Source organism: Cupriavidus sp. 2KB_3 (genome assembly GCF_052115685.1).
Classification (GTDB): domain Bacteria; phylum Pseudomonadota; class Gammaproteobacteria; order Burkholderiales; family Burkholderiaceae; genus Cupriavidus; species Cupriavidus campinensis.
Genome location: NZ_JBFRHD010000020.1, coordinates 55,588 through 77,835, shown reverse-complemented (window position 1 = coordinate 77,835; position 22,248 = coordinate 55,588). Strand labels below are relative to the sequence as shown.

General features: G+C 68.3%; 18 protein-coding genes and 1 pseudogene. 13 read left to right on the top strand and 6 right to left on the bottom strand.

The features are described 5' to 3' along the window. The first annotated feature begins 5 nt into the window (after positions 1-5). The 3 genes from AB4120_RS20915 to AB4120_RS20905 all read left to right on the top strand — a co-directional run bounded on the left by AB4120_RS20915 (position 6) and on the right by AB4120_RS20905 (position 2,173). On the top strand, positions 6-1,025 hold the full coding sequence (locus AB4120_RS20915) for a LysR substrate-binding domain-containing protein (RefSeq protein ID WP_149135898.1): 1,020 nt from the start codon (positions 6-8) through the stop codon (positions 1,023-1,025). Between the two features lie 121 nt (positions 1,026-1,146). Next, on the top strand, positions 1,147-1,560 hold the full coding sequence (locus AB4120_RS20910; RefSeq protein ID WP_149135899.1) for a DoxX family protein: 414 nt from the start codon (positions 1,147-1,149) through the stop codon (positions 1,558-1,560). Between the two features lie 4 nt (positions 1,561-1,564). Then, positions 1,565-2,173 carry a DUF4136 domain-containing protein gene (locus AB4120_RS20905; protein WP_441642799.1) on the top strand — a complete coding sequence of 203 codons (609 nt, stop codon included), beginning with the start codon at positions 1,565-1,567 and terminating at the stop codon, positions 2,171-2,173. Here AB4120_RS20905 and AB4120_RS20900 read toward each other — a convergent pair. Continuing rightward, a complete protein-coding gene (locus AB4120_RS20900; RefSeq protein ID WP_262389589.1) occupies positions 2,130-3,380 on the bottom strand; it encodes an EAL domain-containing response regulator in 1,251 nt (416 codons plus the stop codon). The two genes, AB4120_RS20905 and AB4120_RS20900, sit on opposite strands and share 44 nt — an antisense overlap. 170 nt (positions 3,381-3,550) lie before the next feature. On the opposite strand from AB4120_RS20900, the gene AB4120_RS20895 reads away from it, so the two are divergent. From AB4120_RS20895 to AB4120_RS20885, 3 genes and pseudogenes are all read left to right on the top strand, one after another. Then, complete coding sequence (locus tag AB4120_RS20895; protein WP_441642798.1) at positions 3,551-6,724, top strand: DNA translocase FtsK 4TM domain-containing protein; 3,174 nt, start codon at positions 3,551-3,553, stop codon at positions 6,722-6,724. 30 nt (positions 6,725-6,754) lie between these two features. Further along, a pseudogene (locus tag AB4120_RS20890) lies at positions 6,755-7,087 on the top strand (cupin domain-containing protein); the annotation flags it as partial. Positions 7,088-7,286: 199 nt separating this feature from the next. Continuing rightward, on the top strand, positions 7,287-8,774 hold the full coding sequence (locus tag AB4120_RS20885) for a glycine betaine ABC transporter substrate-binding protein (protein ID WP_149137511.1): 1,488 nt from the start codon (positions 7,287-7,289) through the stop codon (positions 8,772-8,774). An 18-nt stretch (positions 8,775-8,792) separates the two neighbouring features. On the opposite strand, the gene AB4120_RS20880 is transcribed toward AB4120_RS20885, so the two are convergent. Then, positions 8,793-10,205 (bottom strand): aminotransferase-like domain-containing protein, encoded by a 1,413-nt coding sequence (locus AB4120_RS20880; protein WP_149135905.1) that lies wholly within the window; start codon positions 10,203-10,205, stop codon positions 8,793-8,795. A 188-nt stretch (positions 10,206-10,393) separates the two neighbouring features. Between AB4120_RS20880 and AB4120_RS20875 the strand changes: the two genes are divergently transcribed. Both AB4120_RS20875 and AB4120_RS20870 read left to right on the top strand, forming a co-directional pair. Further along, a complete protein-coding gene (locus tag AB4120_RS20875) occupies positions 10,394-11,668 on the top strand; it encodes a cytochrome c (protein WP_441642811.1) in 1,275 nt (424 codons plus the stop codon). 5 nt (positions 11,669-11,673) lie between these two features. Continuing rightward, complete coding sequence (locus AB4120_RS20870) at positions 11,674-13,560, top strand: NAD(P)-binding protein (RefSeq protein ID WP_441642797.1); 1,887 nt, start codon at positions 11,674-11,676, stop codon at positions 13,558-13,560. Between the two features lie 27 nt (positions 13,561-13,587). Here AB4120_RS20870 and AB4120_RS20865 read toward each other — a convergent pair whose 3' ends face one another. Next, positions 13,588-14,028, bottom strand: coding sequence for a MarR family winged helix-turn-helix transcriptional regulator (locus tag AB4120_RS20865; protein ID WP_149135906.1), 441 nt, complete (start codon positions 14,026-14,028; stop codon positions 13,588-13,590). A gap of 484 nt (positions 14,029-14,512) precedes the next feature. Between AB4120_RS20865 and AB4120_RS20860 the strand changes: the two genes are divergently transcribed. Beyond that, positions 14,513-15,712 carry a BamA/TamA family outer membrane protein gene (locus tag AB4120_RS20860; protein ID WP_441642796.1) on the top strand — a complete coding sequence of 400 codons (1,200 nt, stop codon included), beginning with the start codon at positions 14,513-14,515 and terminating at the stop codon, positions 15,710-15,712. Between the two features lie 37 nt (positions 15,713-15,749). Here the strand turns inward: AB4120_RS20860 and AB4120_RS20855 are convergent, their stop codons facing one another. After that, entirely contained in the window at positions 15,750-16,286 is a 537-nt protein-coding gene (locus AB4120_RS20855) for a carboxymuconolactone decarboxylase family protein (RefSeq protein ID WP_441642795.1), read from the bottom strand. A 150-nt stretch (positions 16,287-16,436) separates the two neighbouring features. Here AB4120_RS20855 and AB4120_RS20850 point away from each other — a divergent pair, with 150 nt between their 5' ends. The 4 genes from AB4120_RS20850 to AB4120_RS20835 all read left to right on the top strand — a co-directional run bounded on the left by AB4120_RS20850 (position 16,437) and on the right by AB4120_RS20835 (position 20,925). Next, the gene (locus AB4120_RS20850; RefSeq protein ID WP_441642794.1) at positions 16,437-17,375 is read left to right on the top strand and encodes an AraC family transcriptional regulator; all 939 of its coding nucleotides are present in this window, start codon (positions 16,437-16,439) and stop codon (positions 17,373-17,375) included. 136 nt (positions 17,376-17,511) lie between these two features. Continuing rightward, positions 17,512-18,453 (top strand): non-homologous end joining protein Ku, encoded by a 942-nt coding sequence (ku, locus tag AB4120_RS20845; RefSeq protein WP_441642793.1) that lies wholly within the window; start codon positions 17,512-17,514, stop codon positions 18,451-18,453. 33 nt (positions 18,454-18,486) lie between these two features. Beyond that, on the top strand, positions 18,487-19,326 hold the full coding sequence (locus AB4120_RS20840; protein ID WP_441642792.1) for a tetratricopeptide repeat protein: 840 nt from the start codon (positions 18,487-18,489) through the stop codon (positions 19,324-19,326). Positions 19,327-19,344: 18 nt separating this feature from the next. Beyond that, entirely contained in the window at positions 19,345-20,925 is a 1,581-nt protein-coding gene (locus AB4120_RS20835; protein WP_441642791.1) for an EAL domain-containing protein, read from the top strand. Between the two features lie 26 nt (positions 20,926-20,951). Here AB4120_RS20835 and AB4120_RS20830 read toward each other — a convergent pair whose 3' ends face one another. Beyond that, on the bottom strand, positions 20,952-21,389 hold the full coding sequence (locus AB4120_RS20830) for a lysozyme inhibitor LprI family protein (protein WP_144195179.1): 438 nt from the start codon (positions 21,387-21,389) through the stop codon (positions 20,952-20,954). Next, the gene (locus tag AB4120_RS20825; protein WP_149135913.1) at positions 21,377-22,117 is read right to left on the bottom strand and encodes a LysM peptidoglycan-binding domain-containing protein; all 741 of its coding nucleotides are present in this window, start codon (positions 22,115-22,117) and stop codon (positions 21,377-21,379) included. The genes AB4120_RS20830 and AB4120_RS20825 overlap by 13 nt, the downstream gene beginning before the upstream one ends. Positions 22,118-22,248 lie beyond the last annotated feature (131 nt).

Here is a 22,248-nt window from a genome sequence, read left to right as displayed (position 1 = left end):
GCCGGATGCAAGACCTCAATGACCTGTCGCTGTTCGCCCAAGTGGTACAGCACGGCAGTTTCTCGGCCGCGAGCCGCGCCAGCGGCGTGCCGAAATCGCGGCTTTCCCGCCGCATTGCCCAGCTGGAACGCGACCTGGGCGTCCAGTTGCTGCGCCGGACCACGCGTCAGGTGCGCGTAACACCACTTGGCGAGCAGTACTACGCGCGTTGCCGTGACATGCTCCAGGCCGCCGAAGCCGCGCGCGAAGTGATCGAACATGCCCGCGAGCAACCTGGTGGCTCGCTGCGCATCAGTTGCCCCGTGGCCATCGTCCAGATCCTGCTCGCGCCGTGGATAGGGGGCTTCATGCGCGCCAACCCCGGCATCAAGCTGGAAATCGAGGCCACCAACCGGCGCGTGGATGTGATTGGCGAGGGCTACGACCTGGCCCTGCGCGTGCGCGACGTGCTCGAAGATTCCAGCCTCGCCGTGCGTACCTTTGGCAAGGGCGAATTGCGGATGGTGGCCAGCCCGGCGCTGCTGGACAGCATCGGCCGCCCGCGCACGCCGCAGGCGCTGGAAGGCATGCCCGGCGTCGGCCAGCGGCCCCATGACGGCAAGTTCATCTGGACACTGTTCGACAAGGCCGGCGAATCGGTCCATATCCAGTACGACCCCAAGCTCGTCTGCGACGAATTCGCGCTGCTGCGCGAGGCCGTGCTGGCCGGCGTGGGCGTGGCCATGCTGCCGGGCATGTATTGCCGCGATGAGATCGCGCGCGGTGATATGGAAGTGGTGCTGCCCCAGTGGGACTTGCCGATGGGCGTCCTCCATGCGGTGTTTCCGTCACGCAAGGGCGTGACGCCGCCGCTGCGCCGCTTCCTCGATTTCCTGGCGGAGGTACTGCCCGAGACCGCGCGCCGGGTGGGCATGATGACAACCGGGGTCATGCCGATGCACGCGGCGCCGCCTTTCGCGGCGCCCCCGCCGCTGGCCCCGTCTTCGACCATCCTTTCACCCCCGTCGGACAAGCCGCAGCCCTGACCCCGCCATCCCCCGCATTGCGGCTTTACCTTCACGCCGGTACACACTAAGGTACTTGTGCGGCGCCCCGGAGGGCGGCGGCCGCACCCCGTTTGCAAACCAAGGGCAAGGAGGCGCAGCAATGAGTCGCACGCAAGGTTCGCAGGACCTGGGCAAGGCCATCATCCGGATCGCGTTGGGCGTGTTGATCCTGCTCCATGGCATTGCCAAGCTGATGGCAGGGCCTGGCTTCGTCATTCAGACGGTGACCCAGGCCGGGCTGCCTTCCTACGTGGCCTACGGGGTCTATATCGGCGAGGTGGTGGCGCCCATCCTGCTGATCATCGGGCTGTGGACACGGCCAGCGGCACTGATCGTGGCCATCAACATGATCGTTGCGCTGGCGCTGGTGCATGCGGGGCAGCTCAATATGATCAACAAGAACGGCGGCTGGGAGCTGGAGTTGCAGGGCATGTTCCTGGCCAGCGCCATCGCCGTGGCGCTGCTCGGCGCGGGGCGCCTCAGCGTGGGTGGCGTCGATGGCAAGTGGAACTGACGCCATGCGCACCGGCCGCCCGCCCCAGATCCTTGGCCGTGCCCGTGGCGCAATCGGCGCGGCGGTGCTCGCCACCCTCACCACACTGGCCGGCTGCGCCGCCGGCCCCGACATTCGCACCGACTACAACCGTTCGGCGGACTTCTCCGCCTATCGCACCTTTGGCTTCGTGCCCCGGCCCGGCACTGACCGGCAGGGCTACGAGAGCCTGACCACGCAATATCTGAAGGTGGCGGTCCAGCGCGAGATGACGGCGCGCGGCTATCGGTATACCCAGCAGTCGCCGGACCTGCTCGTCAACTTCAACGCGCGGCTGCGCCAGAAGGTGGTGAGCGACCCGGCGCCGCTGCCGCCGCCCGGCTACATGGGCTACTACGCCTATCGGGGCGGCATGTACGGGCCGTGGCCCGGCTACGGCTTCTATAACGATACCTACGTGTATACCGAGGGCACGCTCAATATCGATCTGGTCGATGCCCGGAAGAACCAGCTGGTCTGGGAGGGCGTGGCGCAGGGCGACGCGAGCCGCGTCGATCCGCAGGACAGCCAGCCGGCGCTAGACGCCGTGGTCACTCAGATTTTCGCGAAATATCCGTTCCGGGCGGCGCCGTAAGCCCGGCCCATGCCGGCGCCGCGGCGAGGAAATCGTCCGGCGCCAGCGGGGCCGACCACAGGTAGCCCTGACCCAGGTTGCAGCCAAGCGCCGCCAGTGCCGCGCGCTGCGACACCGCTTCCACGCCTTCCGCCACGCATTCGCGCCCCAGGTCGCGCGCCAGCGCAATCACGTGCCGGCAGATCGCCGTGCGCTGGTCGTCCCCATCCACATGCCTGACGAACGAGCGATCCAGCTTGATCTGCGTGAATGGCAGATCCGCGAGTAATTTCAACGTGGCGATGCCCACGCCGAAGTCGTCGATCGCCACGCCATAGCCCAGCAGCCGCAACTGGTTCAGCGCCACGGACAGCGCCACGGGGTCCGGCACGGGGCATTCCTCGGTCAGTTCGATCACCAGTTGCCGGCGGGGCAGGCCGGCGGCGGCCACCATCGCGTCCAGCCTGGGCAGCGTCTCCGGCCGGCACAGCGTGCGCGCGGAGGCGTTAACGCCCAGCACGATCTCCAGCCCGGCCGCGCGCAGGCGCCGCTGCATGGCCAGGCAGGCGTCAATCGCCAGGAAGAGGATGGGGTCGGCGGCGTCGAGCAGTTCCAGCCGGGCGATGAAACGGTCCGGCGGCACGTTGCCCAGCGTGGGATGGTGCCAGCGGCACAGCGCCTCGGCCCCCGCCAGCCGGCCCGTGGCGAGGGCGAATTGCGGCTGGAGCACGATGTGGAAGCCGTCGGGCACGGCGGCGAGCAGGGTGGCATCGTCGGGCGTTGCCGCGTCCGGCCGTGCGCCATCGCCGTGCGCGGCCTCGGCCAGGATGCCGGCCAGCTCGGCCTGCTCCAGCGGCTTGCGCAACGCGTGCACGGCGCGCAAGCCGAGTGCCTCCGCCAGCCGTTGGTGCGAATCGAGGATGTCGGCGTCCTGCGCGGTCATCCAGACCCAGGCGGGCGCCGTTGCCGCGAAGGCCCGATCCCCACGTCGCGCCAGTTCGGCCATCAGGCCCGGGCCGTTGAGCTGGGGCATCGCAATGTCGCAGAACACCACGTCGAACGATTGCGCGGTCAGCCGGTCCAACGCGGCCGTGCCATCGTCGGCTTCCACGATCTGCACTGCGCCGAGGGCGCGCAGCATGTCGGCGGCCACGGCGCGCTGGAACGCGTGGTCCTCCACCAGAAGAATGCGCAGCGCGGAAATCGGCGAGGTCAGGGAGGCAGCCACGGAGCGGAGTATGGAGAAGAACGTTGCGGCGATGGTACTCCCGCACCGTCGCTGTCCATGCAGAGTCAGAGAATCCTCTGATTTTTGGCAATTGGCCGGGATTGGCGCCATCCGGGGCGTCCAGACCCGCTACAATCGCTGCCCGTAGTTTTGACGTTTTCATATTCATCATGGGTCTGGGCTGGTTCGGATTGTCGACCTTCTGGCTGTTGCCGCTGGCATGGCGCACAGCAACGCGCGCGCTTGCCGGCGACCGCCGGCCGTTTGGTCGTGGCTCGCTGCGGGTGTGGCTGGGTACGCTGCTGGTGCTGGGCGCCAGCGCCACGCTGGAGTCCCTGACGGCGGCCGAAGGCGAGGGCGCCGGCGGCGCCGTGGGGCATGCGCTGGCGGGGCTGGCGTCCAACCTGCTGGGCTGGACTGGCGCGCTGCTGATGATGCTGGCCGTGCTGGGGCTGGCCGCGCCGATGGTCTTTGGCGAGACGTGGCGCAGCCTGTTCCTGCTGCGCAAGCCGCGCGCGCAGGACGATGCACCGCGTCCCTCCACACGTCCCTCCGCACGCCCCGAATCCCGTACCGATGCCGGCGCGTTTGCCGGCGTGGCAGCGTCGCCGTCGCTGGCAGCAGGGCGCGAGGGGCTGGACCGTTGGGAAACCACGTCCCTGCCCACTCATAGCGCCGCCGGCTGGAGCCCCACGCCGCCGCGCACCAAGCAGATCGAAGCGGTATCCGCGCGCAAGCAGCCGGCATGGCAGCCGCCCCCGCGCACGCGACAGTCGCCGCCGCAACCGGGCGAGATCTGGCTGCATCACGCCGATTCACCCGGCGCGGTGAAGGCCTCGCCCGCCAAACCAGCGGCCGTGGTGCCGCCGCCAGCCGCGAAGCCGGCTCCGGTGCCGCAGCCGTCCCGGGCCGCTGTGCCCAACCCGGCGCCCAACCCGGCGCCCAACGTGGCGCCCAAGCCGACGCCCAATCCCGCACCCACCCCTGCGCCACAACAGCCCGCCGCGCCGCGCGCGACCGTGGTGAGCAGCCCGTTCCGCAATCCCGCGCTGGGCCTGCGCTCGGCCATCACCACGTTGCCGGAAGCCGCACAGGCTGCCACGGTGGCGGTGTCCGCCGCTACGTCCGCCGCTACGTCCGACGTGGCCGTCATGGAGCCGCCCGCCGTCACGGCGACGCTGCCCGTGGAGCCCGAAGTCTTGGCGCGTGCGGATGTGGCCCGCGCGGAAGCCATCGTGAACGGGATCGACGATCTTGCCACGGTGGATACCGTGGAACCCCCCGCGCCTGCCCCAGTCACCGAGACGCCCGGCGCACCCGTGACGCTGGCCGCGATCCGCCAGGAGGCCATGGAGTTGCTGGCCGAACTGCGCGCGCTGGCGGGCCGGGCAGGGCAGGATGCCGCGCCGGAGTTGGCGGGGGAAGCGCCTGCCCCCGGGCCTGAAGCGGTTGAAGAACCGATGCTGGAGGAACCTGCCGCGCCGGAAGCCGCGCCGGAGCCTATCGCCGCCGCAGAACCCGAACCCGAACCCGAACCCGAACCCGAGCCGGAACCCACGTTCTCCGTGGCTGACGCCGTGGCGTCGGCCGATTTCGTCATCGAGGCGCCCACGCCGTCCCCGGCCGCCGGGGCATCGGCGGACGACGCGATCGACCCCACGATCGACGACCCGATCGACGACCCGATCGACGACACCACCCCCGCGTTCGACGCCAACACGCTGGTGCAGCCCGCGCCCAAGCCGCGCATCGTGCTGCCTGCGGTAGTCGGCAGGACCGTGCCGCTGACGCCGGCCGCTGCTCCCGTAGCACTCCCCGTAGCACCCCCCGTGCCGCTCACCCCGCCGCCGCCGCCCCGGATCGTGGACTACCGTCTCCCGGACGCCGGCCTGCTCGAAGCAGCGGTCGAGAGCGGCGAGGAAGTATCCGAAGCGCACCTGCGCGAAACGGGCGAGCTGATCGCCCAGCGTCTGGCCGAGTTCAAGGTGCCGGTGTCGGTGGTTGGCGCCAGTGCCGGGCCGGTCATCACGCGCTTCGAGGTGGACCCGGCCATGGGCGTGCGTGGCGCGCAGGTCGTCGGGCTGATGAAGGACCTTGCACGGGCGCTCGGCGTGACATCGATCCGTGTGGTGGAGACCATTCCCGGCAAGACCTGCATGGGTCTGGAGCTGCCCAATGCCAAGCGCCAGATGATCCGGCTCTCCGAGATCGTGGCCGGCGCGGCGTTCCAGGCGCATGCCTCGCGCCTGGTGCTGGCGATGGGCAAGGACATCACCGGCAACCCGGTGGTGACCGATCTCGCCCGCGCGCCGCACCTGCTGGTCGCCGGCACCACTGGCTCGGGCAAGTCCGTCGCGGTCAACGCGATGATCCTGTCGATGCTGTACAAGGCCACGCCGGAAGACGTGCGCCTGATCATGATCGACCCCAAGATGCTCGAGTTGTCCGTCTACGAGGGCATTCCGCATTTGCTGGCGCCCGTGGTCACGGACATGAAGCAGGCCGCGCACGCGCTGAACTGGTGCGTGGGGGAGATGGAAAAGCGCTATCGGCTGATGTCCGCGCTCGGCGTGCGCAATCTGGCCGGCTATAACCAGAAGATCCGCGCGGCCGAGGCAGCCGGCGAGAAGGTGCGCAACCCGTTCTCGCTGACGCCGGACGCGCCCGAGCCGCTGTCCACGCTGCCGCTGATCGTGGTGGTGATCGACGAACTGGCCGACCTGATGATGGTGGCGGGCAAGAAGATCGAGGAACTGATCGCCCGGCTGGCGCAGAAGGCGCGTGCGGCCGGCATCCACCTGATCCTGGCCACGCAGCGGCCGTCCGTGGATGTCATCACCGGCCTGATCAAGGCCAATATCCCGACGCGCGTGGCGTTCCAGGTGTCGTCGAAGATCGATTCGCGGACCATCCTCGACCAGATGGGCGCGGAAAGCCTGCTGGGGCAGGGCGACATGCTGTTCCTGCCGCCCGGCACCGGCTACCCGCAGCGCGTGCACGGCGCGTTCGTGGCGGACGACGAGGTGCACCGGGTGGTGGAGCACTGGAAGCAGTTCGGCGAGCCTGACTATGATGAAGCCATCCTGGCCGGCGACACGCCGGAGGGCGCCACCGACCTGTTTGGCGAGAGCAGCGGCGAGGGCGAGTCTGACCCGCTGTACGACGAGGCGGCCTCGTTCGTGCTCAATTCGCGGCGGGCGTCGATCTCCGCCGTGCAGCGCCAGCTGCGTATCGGCTACAACCGGGCCGCGCGGCTGATCGAGCAGATGGAAGCGGCGGGGCTCGTCTCGCCGATGGGCCGCAATGGCACGCGCGAGGTGCTCGCCCCGGGCGGCCCCGAGTAACCCGGCTGGCCAGGGCGGAGGAAACCACCAATGACACCGATCCACGGCAACCTGCTGCATGACGTGCCGGCGAATGCGCCGGGCGAGGTGTTTACGGCGCTGACGCAGTGGCAGGGTGCCGGCGACGTGCGGATCGAGCGGATCGTCTCGAACGGCCAGGCCAGCCCGCCGGGCTTCTGGTACGACAACCCCGAGGACGAATGGGTGCTCGTGGTCAGCGGCAGCGGCGCAGTGGAGATCGAGGCCGGCGCCACGCACACGCTGGGCGCCGGCGACTGGCTGCACCTGCCGGCCCATTGCCGCCACCGGGTGGCCTGGACCGATGCGGCCCAGCCGACCATCTGGCTGGCCGTGCATGTCGCACGCCAGCCGTCCGGCGCACAATCCGGCGCACAATCCGGCGACCAACCCGGCGCACAACCCGGCGCACAACCCGACCGCCAGGCTGGCCCGACTTCCTGATCCACTGCCGTTATGATGTCGGGACATCCCCACGCGGAGCCCCGGCTTGCCTGCCTCGACCCAGCGTTTTCCCACCGCATTCCCGCTGCTCGTAGCGTGGATGGCGCTCATGGCGGCCCTGCTGTGGGCCCGCCCGGCCCAGGCCGAGCCGCTGCGCGTGGGCTCCAAGCGCTTCACCGAGTCGTACATCCTCGGTGAAATCCTGACCCAGACCACCGCCGCCGCCGCCGCGCACGGCGAGGCGCGCCATCTGCCCGGCCTGGGCAACACCGCCATCGTCTTCGAGGCGCTCAAGGCGGGCAGCATCGACCTGTATCCCGACTACACCGGCACGCTGGCCGGCGAGATCCTGAAGCTGCCGCCGGGCGCCACGCTGGCCCAGATCAACGCGGCGCTGGCGCCGATGGGCCTTGGCGCGGGCATCCCGCTGGGCTTCGAGAATACCTATGCGATCGCGGTGGCCGACGCCCGCGCGGGCAGCCTGCGCAAGCTGTCCGATCTCGCCGGCCAGCCCCGGCTGCGGCTTGGCCTGTCGCACGAGTTCCTGGGCCGGGCCGATGGCTGGCCGATGCTGGCGCAGCGCTATGGCCTGCCGCAGCGGCCGGTCGGCATCGACCATGGCATTGCCTACGAGGCGCTGGCCGAGGGGCAGATCGACGCCACCGACATCTATTCCACCGACGCCAAGATCCGCAAATTCCACCTGCGCGTGCTGGAGGACGACCGCCACGTCTTTCCGCGCTACGACGCGGTGGTGGTCTACCGGCTCGACCTGCCGCGGCGGCATCCCGCCGCATGGCAGGCGTTGCAGGGGCTGGCCGGCCGGATCAGCGTGACGGACATGATCGACATGAACGCGGCGGCCGAGATCGACGGCGAGTCATTCGCGGCCATCGCGCGGCGGTTCGTGGGCGGGGCGGGGGCCGCGTTGGCGACTGAAAAGAAGGGCGACCGGCGCGAGGGCCTCGGCGGCGTGCTCTGGAGCGCCGATACCTGGCGCCTCACCGTGCGGCATCTGGCGCTGGTGGGCGGCGCGGTGGGCGCGGCCACGCTGCTGGGCGTGCCGCTCGGGATCATCGCGGCGCGGCGGCGCCGGCTCGGACAGGCGGTGCTGGCCGTGGTGAGCGTGTTGCAGACGATTCCGTCGCTGGCGCTGCTGGCCATGCTGATTCCGCTGCTGGGCCAGATTGGCGTCTGGCCGGCCATGGTCGCGCTGTTCCTCTACGCGCTGCTGCCCATCGTCAGAAACACCTGTACTGGATTACAACAAATCGCGCAGGGCATGCGCGATGCGGCGCGCGCGCTGGGTTTCCGGCCCGCGCAGGTGCTGCGCTACGTGGAACTGCCGCTGGCGATGCCGATCATCCTGGCCGGCGTGAAGACGGCCACCATCATCAGCGTGGGCACGGCGACCATCGCCGCATTCGTCGGGGCCGGCGGCTATGGCGAACGGATTGCCACCGGCCTGGCGCTCAACGATTCCACGCTGCTACTGGCCGGCGCGGTGCCGGCAGCGGTGCTGGCGCTGGCCATGCAGGGCGGCTTCGGGCTGGTGGAAGCGTACTGGGCCTGGCGCCGCCGCGCCTGAATCGTCTGGCTTCTGCCGCTATCGGCGGGCTTTGGCCAGCGTGCCCAGCGTCTTCACGGCGGCCTCGGCCGTATCGTTCCAGGCGTGCCCGTAGTTGATCCGGATGCAATGGCGATAGCCCTGCCGCGCCGAGAACACCGGCCCCGGCGCGATGCCGATGCCCGCGGCCCGGGCCGCCTGATGCAGCGCGAGCGCGTCGAAGCCTTCGGCCAGCTCCACCCACAGGAAATAGCCGCCGTCCGGCCGCGATACGCGCACATCGTCGGGGAAATACCTGCCAATGGCCGCGATCATCTGCCCCTGCTGCATTTCCAGCACATGGCGCAGCCGGCGCAGGTGCTTGTCGTAGCTGCCATGGCGCAGGTACTCGGCCAGCGCCAGTTGCGTGGGTACACCGGCGGAGAGCGTGGTCATCAGCTTCAGATGGCGGATGGCCTCGCCGTAGCGCCCGGGCGCCACCCAGCCGATGCGGAAGCCCGGCGCCAGCGTCTTCGAGAACGAACTGCAGTGCATCACGAGCCCTTCGGTGTCGAACGCCTTGGCCGGCAGCGGGCAGCGATTGCCAAAGTACAGCTCGCCATAGACATCGTCCTCGATCAGCGGCACACCGTGGCGCGCGAGCAGCGCCACCAGCGCGCGCTTGCGGTCCTCGGCCATGCTGGCGCCCATCGGGTTCTGGAACTGGGTCATGAACCAGCACGCCTTGATGCGATGGCGTCCGAGCGCCGCCTCCAGTGCGTCCAGATCGAGACCATGCACGGGGTCGACCGGAATTTCCACCGCCTTGAGCCGGAGCCGCTCCAGCGCCTGGAGCGCCGCGTAGAACCCCGGTGATTCGATGGCCACCACGTCGCCCGGCTCGGTCACGGCCATCAGGCACAGGTTCAGGGCGTCGAGCGCGCCGTTGGTGACGATGATGTCGTCCACCGGCTGGGGCGCGCCGGTGCCGAGGTAGCGCAGACCGATCTGCTGCCGCAGCGCGGCATTGCCCGGCGGCAGGTCGTCCACGCTGTTCCAAGGGTCGAGCTCGCGGCCGGCGCGCGCCAGCGCCTTGCCGAGCCGCTCCCACGGAAACAGCTCGGGCGACGGGAAGGCAGAGCCGAACTGCACCAGATCGCGCTCGCGCGCGCCGTCCAGCACGGAGAAAACCAGCCGGGACACATCGACCTCGGTGGACACCTTCTGCGGCGCATGCGCCCGGGGCGCCGGCAGCACGCGGACTGCCGCACCGGCCACGTAGTAGCCGGACCGCTCGCGCGCGCGCACCAGCCCGCGCTCCTCAAGCCGGTAGTAGGCCTGGAAGGCCGTGGACGGGCTCACGCCATATTGGGCCACCGTCTTGCGGATCGACGGCAGGCGCGTGCCGGGCGGCAGCGTGCCGTTGCGGATGTCGGCGGCCAGTGTCTCGGCCAACGCTTCATAACGTTTCATGCTTTGGGAATCGGCGCAAATCTGATACGGTAAAAAGTCATGCGGCTGATTCTGTTCCGTTTCGGGCTCAGGCCGCAAGATGTCGGGTCCAATCCGTCCCCATGCAGTCCGATTACAGGATGCGCCCCATGCGATGTTTCGGAAGGTGGTTGCCGGCCGCCCTCGCCGTGCTTGCGGCCTTGACCGTGATGACCGTGATGAGCGTGCAGCCCGCGCGGGCTGCTCCAGCGAGTGCGCCGTCCCCCGAGCAGATCGCGCGCGGCCGCTATCTGGCCGGCATCGCCAATTGCGCCGCCTGCCATACCAGGGAGGGCGGGGCGCCCATGGCCGGCGGCCTGCCGCTGCGCACCGGCGCCGGCACGGTTTATTCGACCAACATCACGCCCGACGCCGCCACTGGGCTCGGCCAGTATTCGCTCGATGACTTCGACCGCGCCGTGCGCCGTGGCGTGGCACGCGACGGCAAGCGTCTCTATCCGGCCATGCCGTACACGTCCTATGCGCGCATGACGCGTGACGACGTGGCGGCGCTCTACGCCTACCTGCGCGCCGAGGTCAAGCCAGTCAGCCAGTCCAACCCGGGCGCCGAGATGCGCTGGCCGTACAGCATGCGCTGGCTGCTGGTGCCCTGGAACTGGCTGAATCTGCGCGATGATCCTGTGCGCACCGACGCCGCCAGGGGCGCCGCCTGGAACCGGGGCGCCTACGTGGTGCAGGCCGTGGCGCACTGCGGCGCCTGCCATACGCCGCGCGGGCCGCTGTATGGCGAGAAGGGGCTGGACGAGCGTAGCCGGCACTTCCTGGCGGGCGCCTCCGTGGAAGGATGGTCGGCCACGAACCTGACCGGTGACCAGATCACCGGCCTGGGCGCGTGGTCGAAGGCGGACGTGGCCGAGTACCTGCGCACCGGCCGCAACGCCCACGCCACCTCGTTCGGGCCGATGTCCACGGTAATCGCTGCCTCCACGCAGCATATGGCGCCGGCCGATCTCGACGCCGTGGCCACCTATCTGAAATCGTTGCCGGGCACGCGCGGCGAAACCCAGCCATTCCGCTACGACCCCGCCGTGACCACGCTGCTGGAGCAGGGCCGTTTCGACGCCGCCGGCGCGCGTCAGTACGCCACGTTCTGCATGCCTTGCCACAACGCCAGCGGACGCGGCTTCGCGCGGGTGTTTCCGCCGCTGGCGGGCAACCCGACCGTGGCCGATCCGGACCCGGCGTCGCTGATCAACCTGCTGCTCGAAGGCGCCGTGACCGCGCGCGTGGGCACCGCGCCCACCGATTACCACATGCCCGGCTATGGCTGGACCATGGAAGACCAGGAGCTGGCCAACCTGCTCACCTTCATCCGCGGCAGCTGGGGCAACCGCGCCGCGCCGGTGACGGAGGCCGCCGTGGCCGCCCGCCGGCGCGAACTCGGCACGCCCACGCCCGAACCCATACGGCCCCCATCGCGCTGACGCCCATGACGATCACCCGTAGAGACTTCCTCAATGGCGCCGCGCTGACCATCGCGGCCGGCATCGCCCCGGCGGGCCTGGTTGGTCGGGCACGGGCCCAGGCCCAGGCCCAGGCCCAGGCCCAGGCCACAGCGGCCGGCTACCCGCCTGCGCTGACCGGGTTGCGCGGCAATCACGCCGGCACGTTCACGCTGGCCCACGGCCTCGCGCGCGAAGGCACCACGTACCCGACCGTACTGGCGCGTGAATCGTATGACCTCGTGGTGGTGGGTGGCGGCATCAGCGGGCTGGCCACGGCGTGGTTCTATCGGCAGAAGTTCGGCACGGACCGGCGCATCCTGATCCTCGACAATCACGACGACTTCGGCGGCCACGCCAAGCGCAACGAGTTCACGGTGCGCGGCAAGACGCTGGTGAGCTATGGCGGCAGCGCCGAGATGCCGCCATCCGCCACCGACAGTGCGGCCATGCGCGCGATGCTGGCCGGGGTCGGCATCGACATCCGCACCGCGCCGCCACCGAGCCAGGGCGACGCGTATCAGCGCCGCGGCCTGGGCCGCGCGGTGTTCTTCGACGCCGAGCACTTCGGCCGCGACCAGTGGCTCGCGGGCGACCCGTTCGCAGACGGGATCGATGCCCGGAACGCCGGCGCCCAGCCGCCTGGCGACGCCATCGCCCATTTTCTCGATGCTGCGCCGCTGCCCCCGGCAGACCGGCAGACCCTGCAGCGGCTGGCGCAGGGCAGGGTGGACTACCTCGCCGACATGATTGGGACCGATCGCACGGCCTACCTCCAGCGCACGCGCTACGCGGTGTTCTTGCGCGAGAAAGCGGGGCTGGGCCTGCCGGGCGTGCGTTTCCTGCGCAGCCGCAGCCAGGATGCCTATGCGCTCGATGCAGACGGCATCTCGGTGGCGCAGGCCATCGCCATCGGCCTGCCGGCGGGGGCGGGCATGCCTGCGCCGGTGCTGGATCCCCGGCTTGGCAAGTCGCCAGCCTCGCGGCTCTGGTTTGCCGATGGCAACGCCACGCTGGCCCGGGCGCTGATCCAGGCCCTGGTGCCGGGCGTGTCCACGGCGCCGCGTGGCGGTGCGGGGCTGGCCGATGCCCGCTTCGACTATGCCCGGCTGGACCGCGACGGCAGCCCGGTGCGCGTGCGCCTGAACAGCACGGCGGTGGCCATCGAACCCGATGTGCGCATCACGCGCGTGACCTATGGCTGGCAGGGCAACCTGCAACGCGTGGAGGCGCAGCACGTGGTGGTGGCCGGCTACAACATGATGGTGCCGTTCATCCTGCCGACGCTGCCGGCGCCGGCCAAGGCCGCGCTGCGCGCGTGCGTGAAGGCGCCGGTGGTGTATACGAAGGTGGCGCTGGACGACTGGCGCGCTTTCGAGACCCTCAAGGCGTGGCGCATCCACGCGCCCACCATGCCGTATTCGGACCTGTGGCTGGAGGCACCGGCTGGCGCTGCTGTCGATCCCGCCAACCCGGTGGTCCTCCACATGCTCTACGTGCCCACGGTGCCGGACAGCGGCATGAGCGCGCGCGAGCGCTTCCGCGCCGGCCGGGCCTTCCTGCTCGGCACGCCCTTCGACGCCCTCGAGCGCGAAATCCGCGCCCAACTGGACCGCATGCTGGCCCCGGGCGGCTTTGCCGCATCGAAACAGGTGCGTGCGATCACGCTGAACCGCTGGGCGCATGGCTACAGCTATATGCCGGGCGGACTGACGCCGGACGACGCCACGCTGCAGGCCGCGCTGGAGCAGGCCGGGCGTGGGGTGGGCAATGTGCGGATTGCTGGCGCGGACAGCGCCGGCAGTGCATCGGTGACGGGGGCCGTGGATACGGCGTGGCGCGCCGTGGAGAGCCTGTCCCGCCCCGCAGCCTAACGGGGCAGGTGGGGAGGGCAGTTCCGGTCAGCTGCCGGAGACGAACTTCTGCAGCAGTCGGCGGAATTCCTCGAATTCCTCCTCGCTGAAGCCCTTCAGGTGGTGGTTCAGCACCTCGGGCGCGATATCGGGAATCTGCGAGGCAACGGCCTTGCCTTTTTCAGTCAGGATCAGGTTGACGACGCGCCGGTCGTCGATGCTGCGGCTGCGCTCCAGCAGCCGCTTTTCCTCCAGCTTGTCGAGCATGCGCGTCATCAGTCCGCTGTCGATGCCCAGCAGCTTGCTGATCTCGAACGGCGTGGTCGCCATGCCGCGGTTCAGCGACAGCAGGATGCCCATCTGCTGGCCGTTGATGTCCAGCGGGCGCAAGGCCGAATCCATCTCCAGCAGCAGGCTGTTGCGGGCCTTGTTGAGATGAAAGCCGATGCTCTGTGTGAGCTGGAAGTTGTCTTTGGTGTAGTGGTTCACTGCGCTTACCCCCTTTTGCATCCAATCGATCAAGCCGCGCAACAGCTCGCCGCCGCGTGTGTGCGGGTAAGACGGGCGTCTGTTCGTTGCCTTCGGTCGCGTGCGCGCATACGCCGTGCGCGCCGGAACATGTGCCCCATGCCATGCCCGAAGCTAGTCTGGCAAATCTTGCAAAAAATGTGAATTCAATTTTATTGTGATTTGATGTAAATAGCGCTGGTATCTAAATTACCCCCGAGAATAATCCCCTAGATAATCACCCGTCCGGGTGGATTGATTTTCCGTCGAGTTAATCGGGATGACCCGAGCGGGTAAGTTGCAAGATACGGCATAGACACTGGCCCGGGGCACGCGAAAAAGAAAACTAAACACGCGCGCGCAAGAACGTTCATATCGGCAATCCGGTCGCGGGGGCGCAGGCTACGTTACATTCGCCGCAGGGCGTCGCCCCAGCGCGCACGTCAGTTCATCGATGAGAGCCACCATGCATCCATTCGCCCGGGCCCTGATCGCGGGCCTCAGTGCGGCTGCCGCATCGGGCGTTCTGGCCCAGCCCGTACCGGACGCGCTGATCCCTTCGCAGGCGCAGCCGCCAGCCGCCGCGCCGGGCAAGTCGGAAAAGCCGCCGCTGTCGTTCTTCGACCCCGAGGACGGCATGCTCGACATGAGCGACTTCCTGCTCCACCACAAGGGCGCGCTGCCCGTGCCGACCATCATCACGGAGCCGGCCGTCGGCTATGGCCTGGGGCTTGGGCTGCTGTTCTTCTCGCAATCGCTGGCGGACCGTGCCGCCGAGGCCCACGCCAGCGGCGAAGGCCCCGCGCCGCCCAATATCACCGGCATCGGCGGCGCCTATACCGAAAATGGCACCTGGGCGGCCGGGCTCGCGCATTTCCATACCTGGCAGGGCGACCGCATCCGCTATCTGGGTGCGATTGCCAAAGTGAGCGCAAATCTCGAGTATTTCGGGCTGTCGAACCAGCCCCGCCACTATTCGCTCGACGGAGTGTTCCTGGTGCAGCAAGTGCTGTTCCGCGTGGCCGATTCGCGCTGGTATATCGGGCCGCGTTATACCTATTTCGATTCCACGGCCACATTCAAATTCGGCGGCAGCGCCCCGGAAGTGGGGGGAGTGACCAGCGAACAGCGCATCGGAAAGGGTGCACTCGTGGTCGATTATGACTCCCGCGACAATATTTTCTTTCCGGGTCGGGGTATTTATGCCGAATTCGAGGCCCAGTTCGCACGCGGGGCACTCGGCAGTTCGCAGGACTTCAATATGTATAACGCGCGGGGTTTCACCTGGCTGCCCATCGCGCGCACGCTGATCCTGGGGCTGCGCGCCGATACCAAGTTCTCGACCGGCGATGTGCCGTTCTATGCACAACCGTATGTCGATCTGCGCGGCGTGCAGGTGGGCCGCTACCAGGACCGCAACGCCGTCGTCTCGGAAGTGGAGTTGCGCTGGGACGTGACGCCGCGCTGGTCCGTACTCGCCTTCAGCGGGGTGGGCAAGGCCTACGGGCGCTGGAATGACTTCTCGGACGCCAGCACCGTGGTCAGCGCGGGCACCGGTTTTCGCTATGTCATCGCGCGCAAGCTGGGTATTTCGATGGGGATCGACATCGCCCACAGCCGCGATCAGAACGCCATCTATATCCAGATGGGCAGCGCGTGGCGCTGACTTGCGGCCACGCGTCGCCCATCCTCGGCCCGGTTCCTTACACGGCCGGGAAGTCCAGCGTGGTGTCGTTCACCCGGTTGATCATATTAGTGAACAGGATGGCGCCCACCGCCTGTACCGCCTCCACGATCTGCGTGTCGTTGAAGCCGGCGGCCCGCACCGCCTCCACGCTCGCGGCCGGCAGCGTGCCGCGCGTGCCCACCAGTTCGAGGGCGAATTGCACCAGCGCGTCGGTCCGCGCGTCCTGCGGATAGCTGCCCTGGCGCAGCTGGCGCGTTTCCTCGGCGGTATAGCCGGCCAGCTTGGCGATCATCGTGTGGGCGGCCACACAATAGTCACAACCACTGTGCTCGCTCACGGACAGGTTGATCGCTTCCAGTTCACGCGCAGAGAGTGAACTTCCCTTGGCGACTGCGCCAGCCTGCAGCGTCTGCGCCAGCACCGCCGGCGCATTGCTGCCGAGAGTGGCGTACATATTGGGCACCTTGCCAAGGCCCTTGCGGATCGCGCCGAACAGTTCGGCCGTCTGGCCGGTGGCTTCCTGGACGGGGGCGGTATGGAGACGGGTGGTCATGATTGAAGCTCCTTGCTGATTCGATGGTGGATGTCTGGGTTCCTTGCTGCGGAGGCACCGTGCTGCGTGGCGCTTCCTTGGACTCCATAGTAGAAGCGCAGCCGATCCGAATGGACTAGAATCTACTCAACTTTTTGCTCAATCGTCTCAATGGACAGTCTTAGCGAACTCGTGCGCCTGCTCGCCCCGTCGGGCACCGTGGATCTGCATTGCCGTGTGGCGGGGGTCTGGTCCGCCTTCAACGCCCAGGCCGCGCCGGGCCATGTGCCGTATCACGTGATCCTGGAAGGCCAGATCGAGATCACCGTGGGCGATGCGCGCCTGCGCGCCGCCGCTGGCGACGTGCTGCTGTTCCCGCACGGTGCCGCCCACACGCTGATCGGCCTGCAGGCCGGCTCGCGCACGGTGGCGGAGTCGCGCCATTTCAACGGCGTGGTCACGGAAGTCACCGTGCCCGGCGCCGCCGCGCCGCTGGACATCCTGTGCGGCACCTTCGTGCTGGGCAGTTCGGCCGATGTGCTGCTGCGCACGCTGCCGGAGGTGCTGTGCATCGGCACCGACGATGCCAACCGGAACGGGGATGCGAGCTGGCTGCGCGGGCTGATCGGCATGATGCATGCGGAGGCGGACCGGCCACGGCCGGGTGGGGCGGCGATTGTGGCGGACCTGTCCACGGCGCTGTTCACCGTGCTGCTGCGGGCCTTGATCGAGCGGGGCGGGGTATCGCGCGGGCTGATCGCGCTGATGGCGGATGCCCGCATGGCGCGCGTGGTGGAGGCGGTGGTGCGGGCGCCGGAGCAGCCGTGGACCTTCGATAGCCTGGCCGCGCTGTGCAACGTCTCGCGCGCCACACTGGCGCGGCGCTTTGCCCAACTGGGCGGCATGACGCCGCTGGAACTGGTGACCACGTTGCGCATGGAGCGCGCCGCCCGGCTGCTGCGGCAGGATGGGCTCTCCGCCGCTGCCGTGGGCGAGCAGTGCGGCTACGCCTCGCAGGCTGCGTTCGGCCGCATGTTCGCCCAGCATTTCGGCATCGCACCGGGCGCGTACCGGCGCGAGCATCGCGCGCGCCGCGCGGTCGAAGCATGATGCATGTGCATCAAGATCGACATTTTCGCTGTAGGAGGTGACCCGTCACAAACTCGCGGCGTGCACCCTCTGGCGGGCAGGGCCCCGCGTTGACTAGACTCGACGGAACGACAGGAGTCTTCAGGAGGGCTGCGCCATGGCCGCACGTTCCATCGCCTCGCTATCCATCAGCTTCGGGCTGGTGTCGATTCCCGTAAAAGTGTTCTCGGCCACCGAGAGCAAGTCCGGCATCAGCTTCAACCTGCTGCACAAGGGCTGCGGGTCGCGCCTGCGCCAGCAGTACATCTGCCTGAAGGAAGACGTGGTGGTGGAGCGCGCCGACATGGTCAAGGGCTACGAGTTCGAGAAAGACCGCTACGTGACCTTCACGCCCGAGGAACTCAGCGCACTGGAGGAAGCCGCGCAGCAGACCATCGACATCGTCTCCTTCATGCCCGCCGGCGCCATCGACCCGATCTACTACGACAAGCCCTACTACCTGGGCCCGGACAAGCGCGGCGCCAAGCCGTACAACCTGCTGGCCGAGGCCATGCGCAAGACCAGGACCTGCGCGCTGGCCAAATGGTCGTGGAAGGGCAAGCAGTACATGGTGCAGATCCGCGTGGGCGACGATGGCCTGATCCTCCAGCAGTTGCTCTATGCCGACGAGGTGCGTGACATGGCCGACCTGCACGTCGAGGAGACCGACGTGCAGCCCGCCGAGCTGGCGCTGGCGCAGCAGTTGATCGAACAAAATTCGGTGAAAGGCTACGACGCCTCGGCCTATACCGACGAGGAGAAGCAGCGCATCCTCGACCAGATCGACAAGAAGATCGCCGGCAAGAAGATCAACGTAGCGGCCGAGGCCCCGGCGCCGTCCGGCGGCGAGGTCATCGATCTGATGGAAGCCCTGCGCAAGAGCATCGGCGCGAACAAGCGCCAGCCGGCGGCCGCCAAGAGTGCGGGGAAGGCTGCCGCGCCGGTTGCCGCGCCGGTTGCAGACACCGCGCCGCGCAAGACCGCCCGCCGCGCCGCTGCCCCGGCCAAGACCGCCGCCAAGACCGCCGCCGAGCCCAAGCGGGCCCGCAAGCAGGGCTAGCGCGATGATGGAAGTCAGGATGGATGCGTATTGATGGATGACTACTCCATGCGCGATGTCCAGGGCGTGCTGGGCATCTCGCGCACCGTGGTGACGGCGCTGATCGCCGCTGGCGTGATCGCGCCCCGGCGCGGCGCGCGCCAGGCCTATCGGTTCACGTTCCAGGACGTGGTGCTGCTGCGCACGGCCCAGTCGCTGCGCGATTCGCGCATTCCCACGCGCCACATCACCCGCTCCCTGAAACGGCTGCAAGGGCTGGGCGAGGGACGGCCGCCCACCGGCCTGCGGCTGTCCGCCGTGGGCGGCGACGTCACCGTGCAAGACCGCCAGGGTCGCTGGCATGTGGACACGGGCCAGTTCGTGCTGGACCTGGATGCGGCCGGCAGATTGCCGCAGCCACCGGGCAATATCGTCGATCTGCGACGTGGGCGGGCACCGTCTTCACTCACGGGCGACACCGATCCCGCCGGCTGGTTCGAACGCGGCGTGGCCAGCGAGCAGCATGACGACGCCGCCGGTGCGGAAGCGGCCTATCGCCAGGCCGTGGCGGCGGCGCCGGATTACCTCGATGCCTGGCTGAACCTGGGCTGCCTGCTGAGCGAGCAGGGCCGCCATGCCGACGCCGTGGCCAGTTACCGGGCGGCGCTGGCGGCATTGCCCGCGCAGCCGCTGCTGCACTTCAACCTCGGCGTGGCGCTGGAAGACGCCGGCACGCCGCGCGAGGCGCTGGAGAGCTACCACGCGTGCATCGAACTGGCCCCCGATTTCGCCGATGCGCACTACAACGCCGCGCGGCTGCACGAAGCCCTCGGCGACCCGCGCCGCGCGATCCGGCATTACAACCAGTACCGCCGGCTAGAGCCCGTGGACTAGGGGAGGGGTATTTTTGGCATGGCATGGCGCGACCGCTTCGAGGGATGGTCTTTCTCGCCCGTCACATGGATGGTGTCGCTGCTGGTGTGTGCAGTGACCACGGCGACCGCGTTGTGGGTGGGAGAGCAGTACGCCCAGCAGCTGGTGGACCGCCGCGAGTCGATGGTCGCCCGGGACGTGGTGGCTGCCATCGAACGCATCATCGCCACCGTGGAGCGCGAGGGCGGCCGGCACGTGGCGCCGCTGGCCGGCAAGCCCTGTGCGGAAATCGGCCGCCCGCTGCGCGAGCGCGAAAGCTACATCCCCTATGCCCGCGCGGCGGCCATGGTGGCCAATGACGTGATCTATTGCTCGTCGGCGCGTGGCGAGATCAAGGTGCCGCTGAGCTGGTATTTCGGCGATAACACAGCCGCCGCACGGCACCAGCGCATCGTGCTGGTGGGCCGCACGCCTTTCCGCGAGCAGGCGCCCGCGCTGGTGCTGTACCTGCCCAGCGCCACCCAGCCCTCGCAGGGCGCGGTCTTCGTGATTGACAGCACCTACCTCGTGGACACCCTGGCGCACGGCAAGGAATTCGGCGCCGGCACCATCGCCCTGAGCGTGGGCGAGGCCATGATGGACCAGGACGGCACCTACCGCGATGCGCCCACCGCCATCCCACGCAGCACGCTGGCGCGCTCCAGCGCCTATCCGCTCGCCGTGGCGGTGGTGGCCTCCCCGGCGTTCTCGTCGGAATTGATGCGCCGCTACGGGCTGTTCGTGGGCGCCATCGGGCTGCTGTTGGGGCTACTGGCCGTGGCCGGCTTCCTGATCGTGGCCGCGCCGAAGCGGCTGCTGCTCCAGGCCGTGCGGCAGGGCCTGCGGCGCGGCGAGTTCCATCTGGCCTACCAGCCGATCGTGTCGGTGCGCACGCGCGAGACCATCGGCGTGGAAGCCTTCCTGCGCTGGCGCCATCCGCGCTGGGGCATGATCCCGCCCGCGTCGTTCATCGAAACGGTGGAATCCACGGCGGTGATCGACGACATCACGCGCTTCGTCCTGCATCAGGCCGTGAACGACATGAACCGCTACCGTCCGACACGCGCGCTCCATGTGGCCGTGAACGTGGCACCGCTGAACCTGCGGCGCAAGGGTTTCGCGGCGGAGTTGGCGGCTTTGCAGGCGTCGATGCCGGACGGCTCCGGGCTGGTGATGGAGATCACCGAGCGCCACCTGCTGGCCGACCACGGCGCAGCCATGGAAGCGTTCGACCGCCTGCACCACGCCGGCATCCGCCTGGCCGTGGACGACTTCGGCACGCGCAACAACAACCTCGACATGATCCGCAACTTCCCGTTCGACTACCTGAAGATCGACCGGCAGTTCACCCAGGACGTCTCCCCGGACGGCCGGGCCCTGCTGCGCAGCATCGTGGCGATGGCGCACCACTTCCGGCTGGTGGTCATCGCGGAGGGTATCGAGTCGGAAGCCCAGCACGCCTTGCTGGCGGAAGTCGGTGTGGACTGCGCCCAAGGCTACCTGTACCGCCGCCCGGCCAGCGCCCGGGAGATTCTGGGCGACGGGGAGGTGCAGGAGGCGGAGGCGGTGGTGGCGGCTTAGGTGGCGGCGCAGGGGGGCCATCACATTTACTTCAAAGGCAGGTCGACCGTGGCCCGCTGAAGCTGGTCGGCGCGCCAGTGGTTAAGCTCGGCCTCACAGGCCAACCGCCAGATTTCCAACGCGTTGCCAATCGCGCCGCCGCCCAGCGCTGCGGCAAGCGAGCACTGATCCTTGCGATAGGTGGCAAAGGCTTTCGTGCTGGCAGCCAATCGCACTTTTGCGAAATTGACGTATTTGAGGTCTTCATCCCATCCGGCAAGTCGGCCACTGGCCTCCGCCTCGGCAGCCTTCAATGCTTTCCGACTTTCGTCGACTTTCGCCACAAGGCATTCGCGCATGCCAGCCTGCGAATACGCTCCGCACGCTTCGCGCAAGGTCCGCTCGGTGGGCGTAGCGGCCGGCGCCGCGTAGGCCGGTGTTAGACCGAGTGCCAGCCAAAGGGCGACGGATTTTATTGCACGCATGATGCCGGAGTGCCTGTTTTAACGAGAGTCAACGCAACGTCGAGCTTTTTCGCGTAGTGCAAATCGCCGCCGCCGTTATAACGCTGGGCAATCGTCGACGTGGTAATAGGGCGCCATGCCATAATGACACGTTGAATCGATGCCTTCTGGTATTTGAGGATCTGACCGGGCCGCAGCACGGTGACTCCGGGGTTCAGATTCCGAAGACTTTCCACCGTCGTCCCATACATTCTTGCCATTCGGTCCAGGCTGTCACCGGGCTTGACCGCTACCTGCTGCGCGTGATGACCGGCGTGCGGCACGGTGCGGTGTTCCGAGATAGCCATGCGCATCAGCAGATAGCCGATGCCGGCTCGAATATTGTGTGCGGGCATGGCTTTGGCTGACTGCGCAGTCAGGCGGACCCTCCACGCGGGAGGAATAATCAATTCGCCGCCTTCCTTTCCTGATAGGAAGGCCGTCAGACCGGGATCGCCGGGCACGCCGATTTGCATCGGTTTCCGCGTCCATTCGTTGCTCGCCGCACCTGACTCCACCCATAGCATCGCCTTGATCAGGTACCAGTCGAGGGGGCGGTATCCAGCGACCCCAGCCAGATGCCGATTGTATTCATCGACCGCCAACCGGATTTCGCAGTCCCACGTTCGCCAGGCCGGGTTGCCAGGCGCTGCACGAATGCCGTCCACCCATTTATCGAAACCCGATTTTTCCGCCGATTGAATAGTCATGTTTGTTCGCCGAAAGCGATGCCAGAGATCCGGCCATCCTATTCAGATCGGGAGAGGGACGCCAATGGAGTTATTTCATGTCAGTTTGGACGGTCTGCTATGGATTTTTCTGATGGATGCCGGATTGCTAC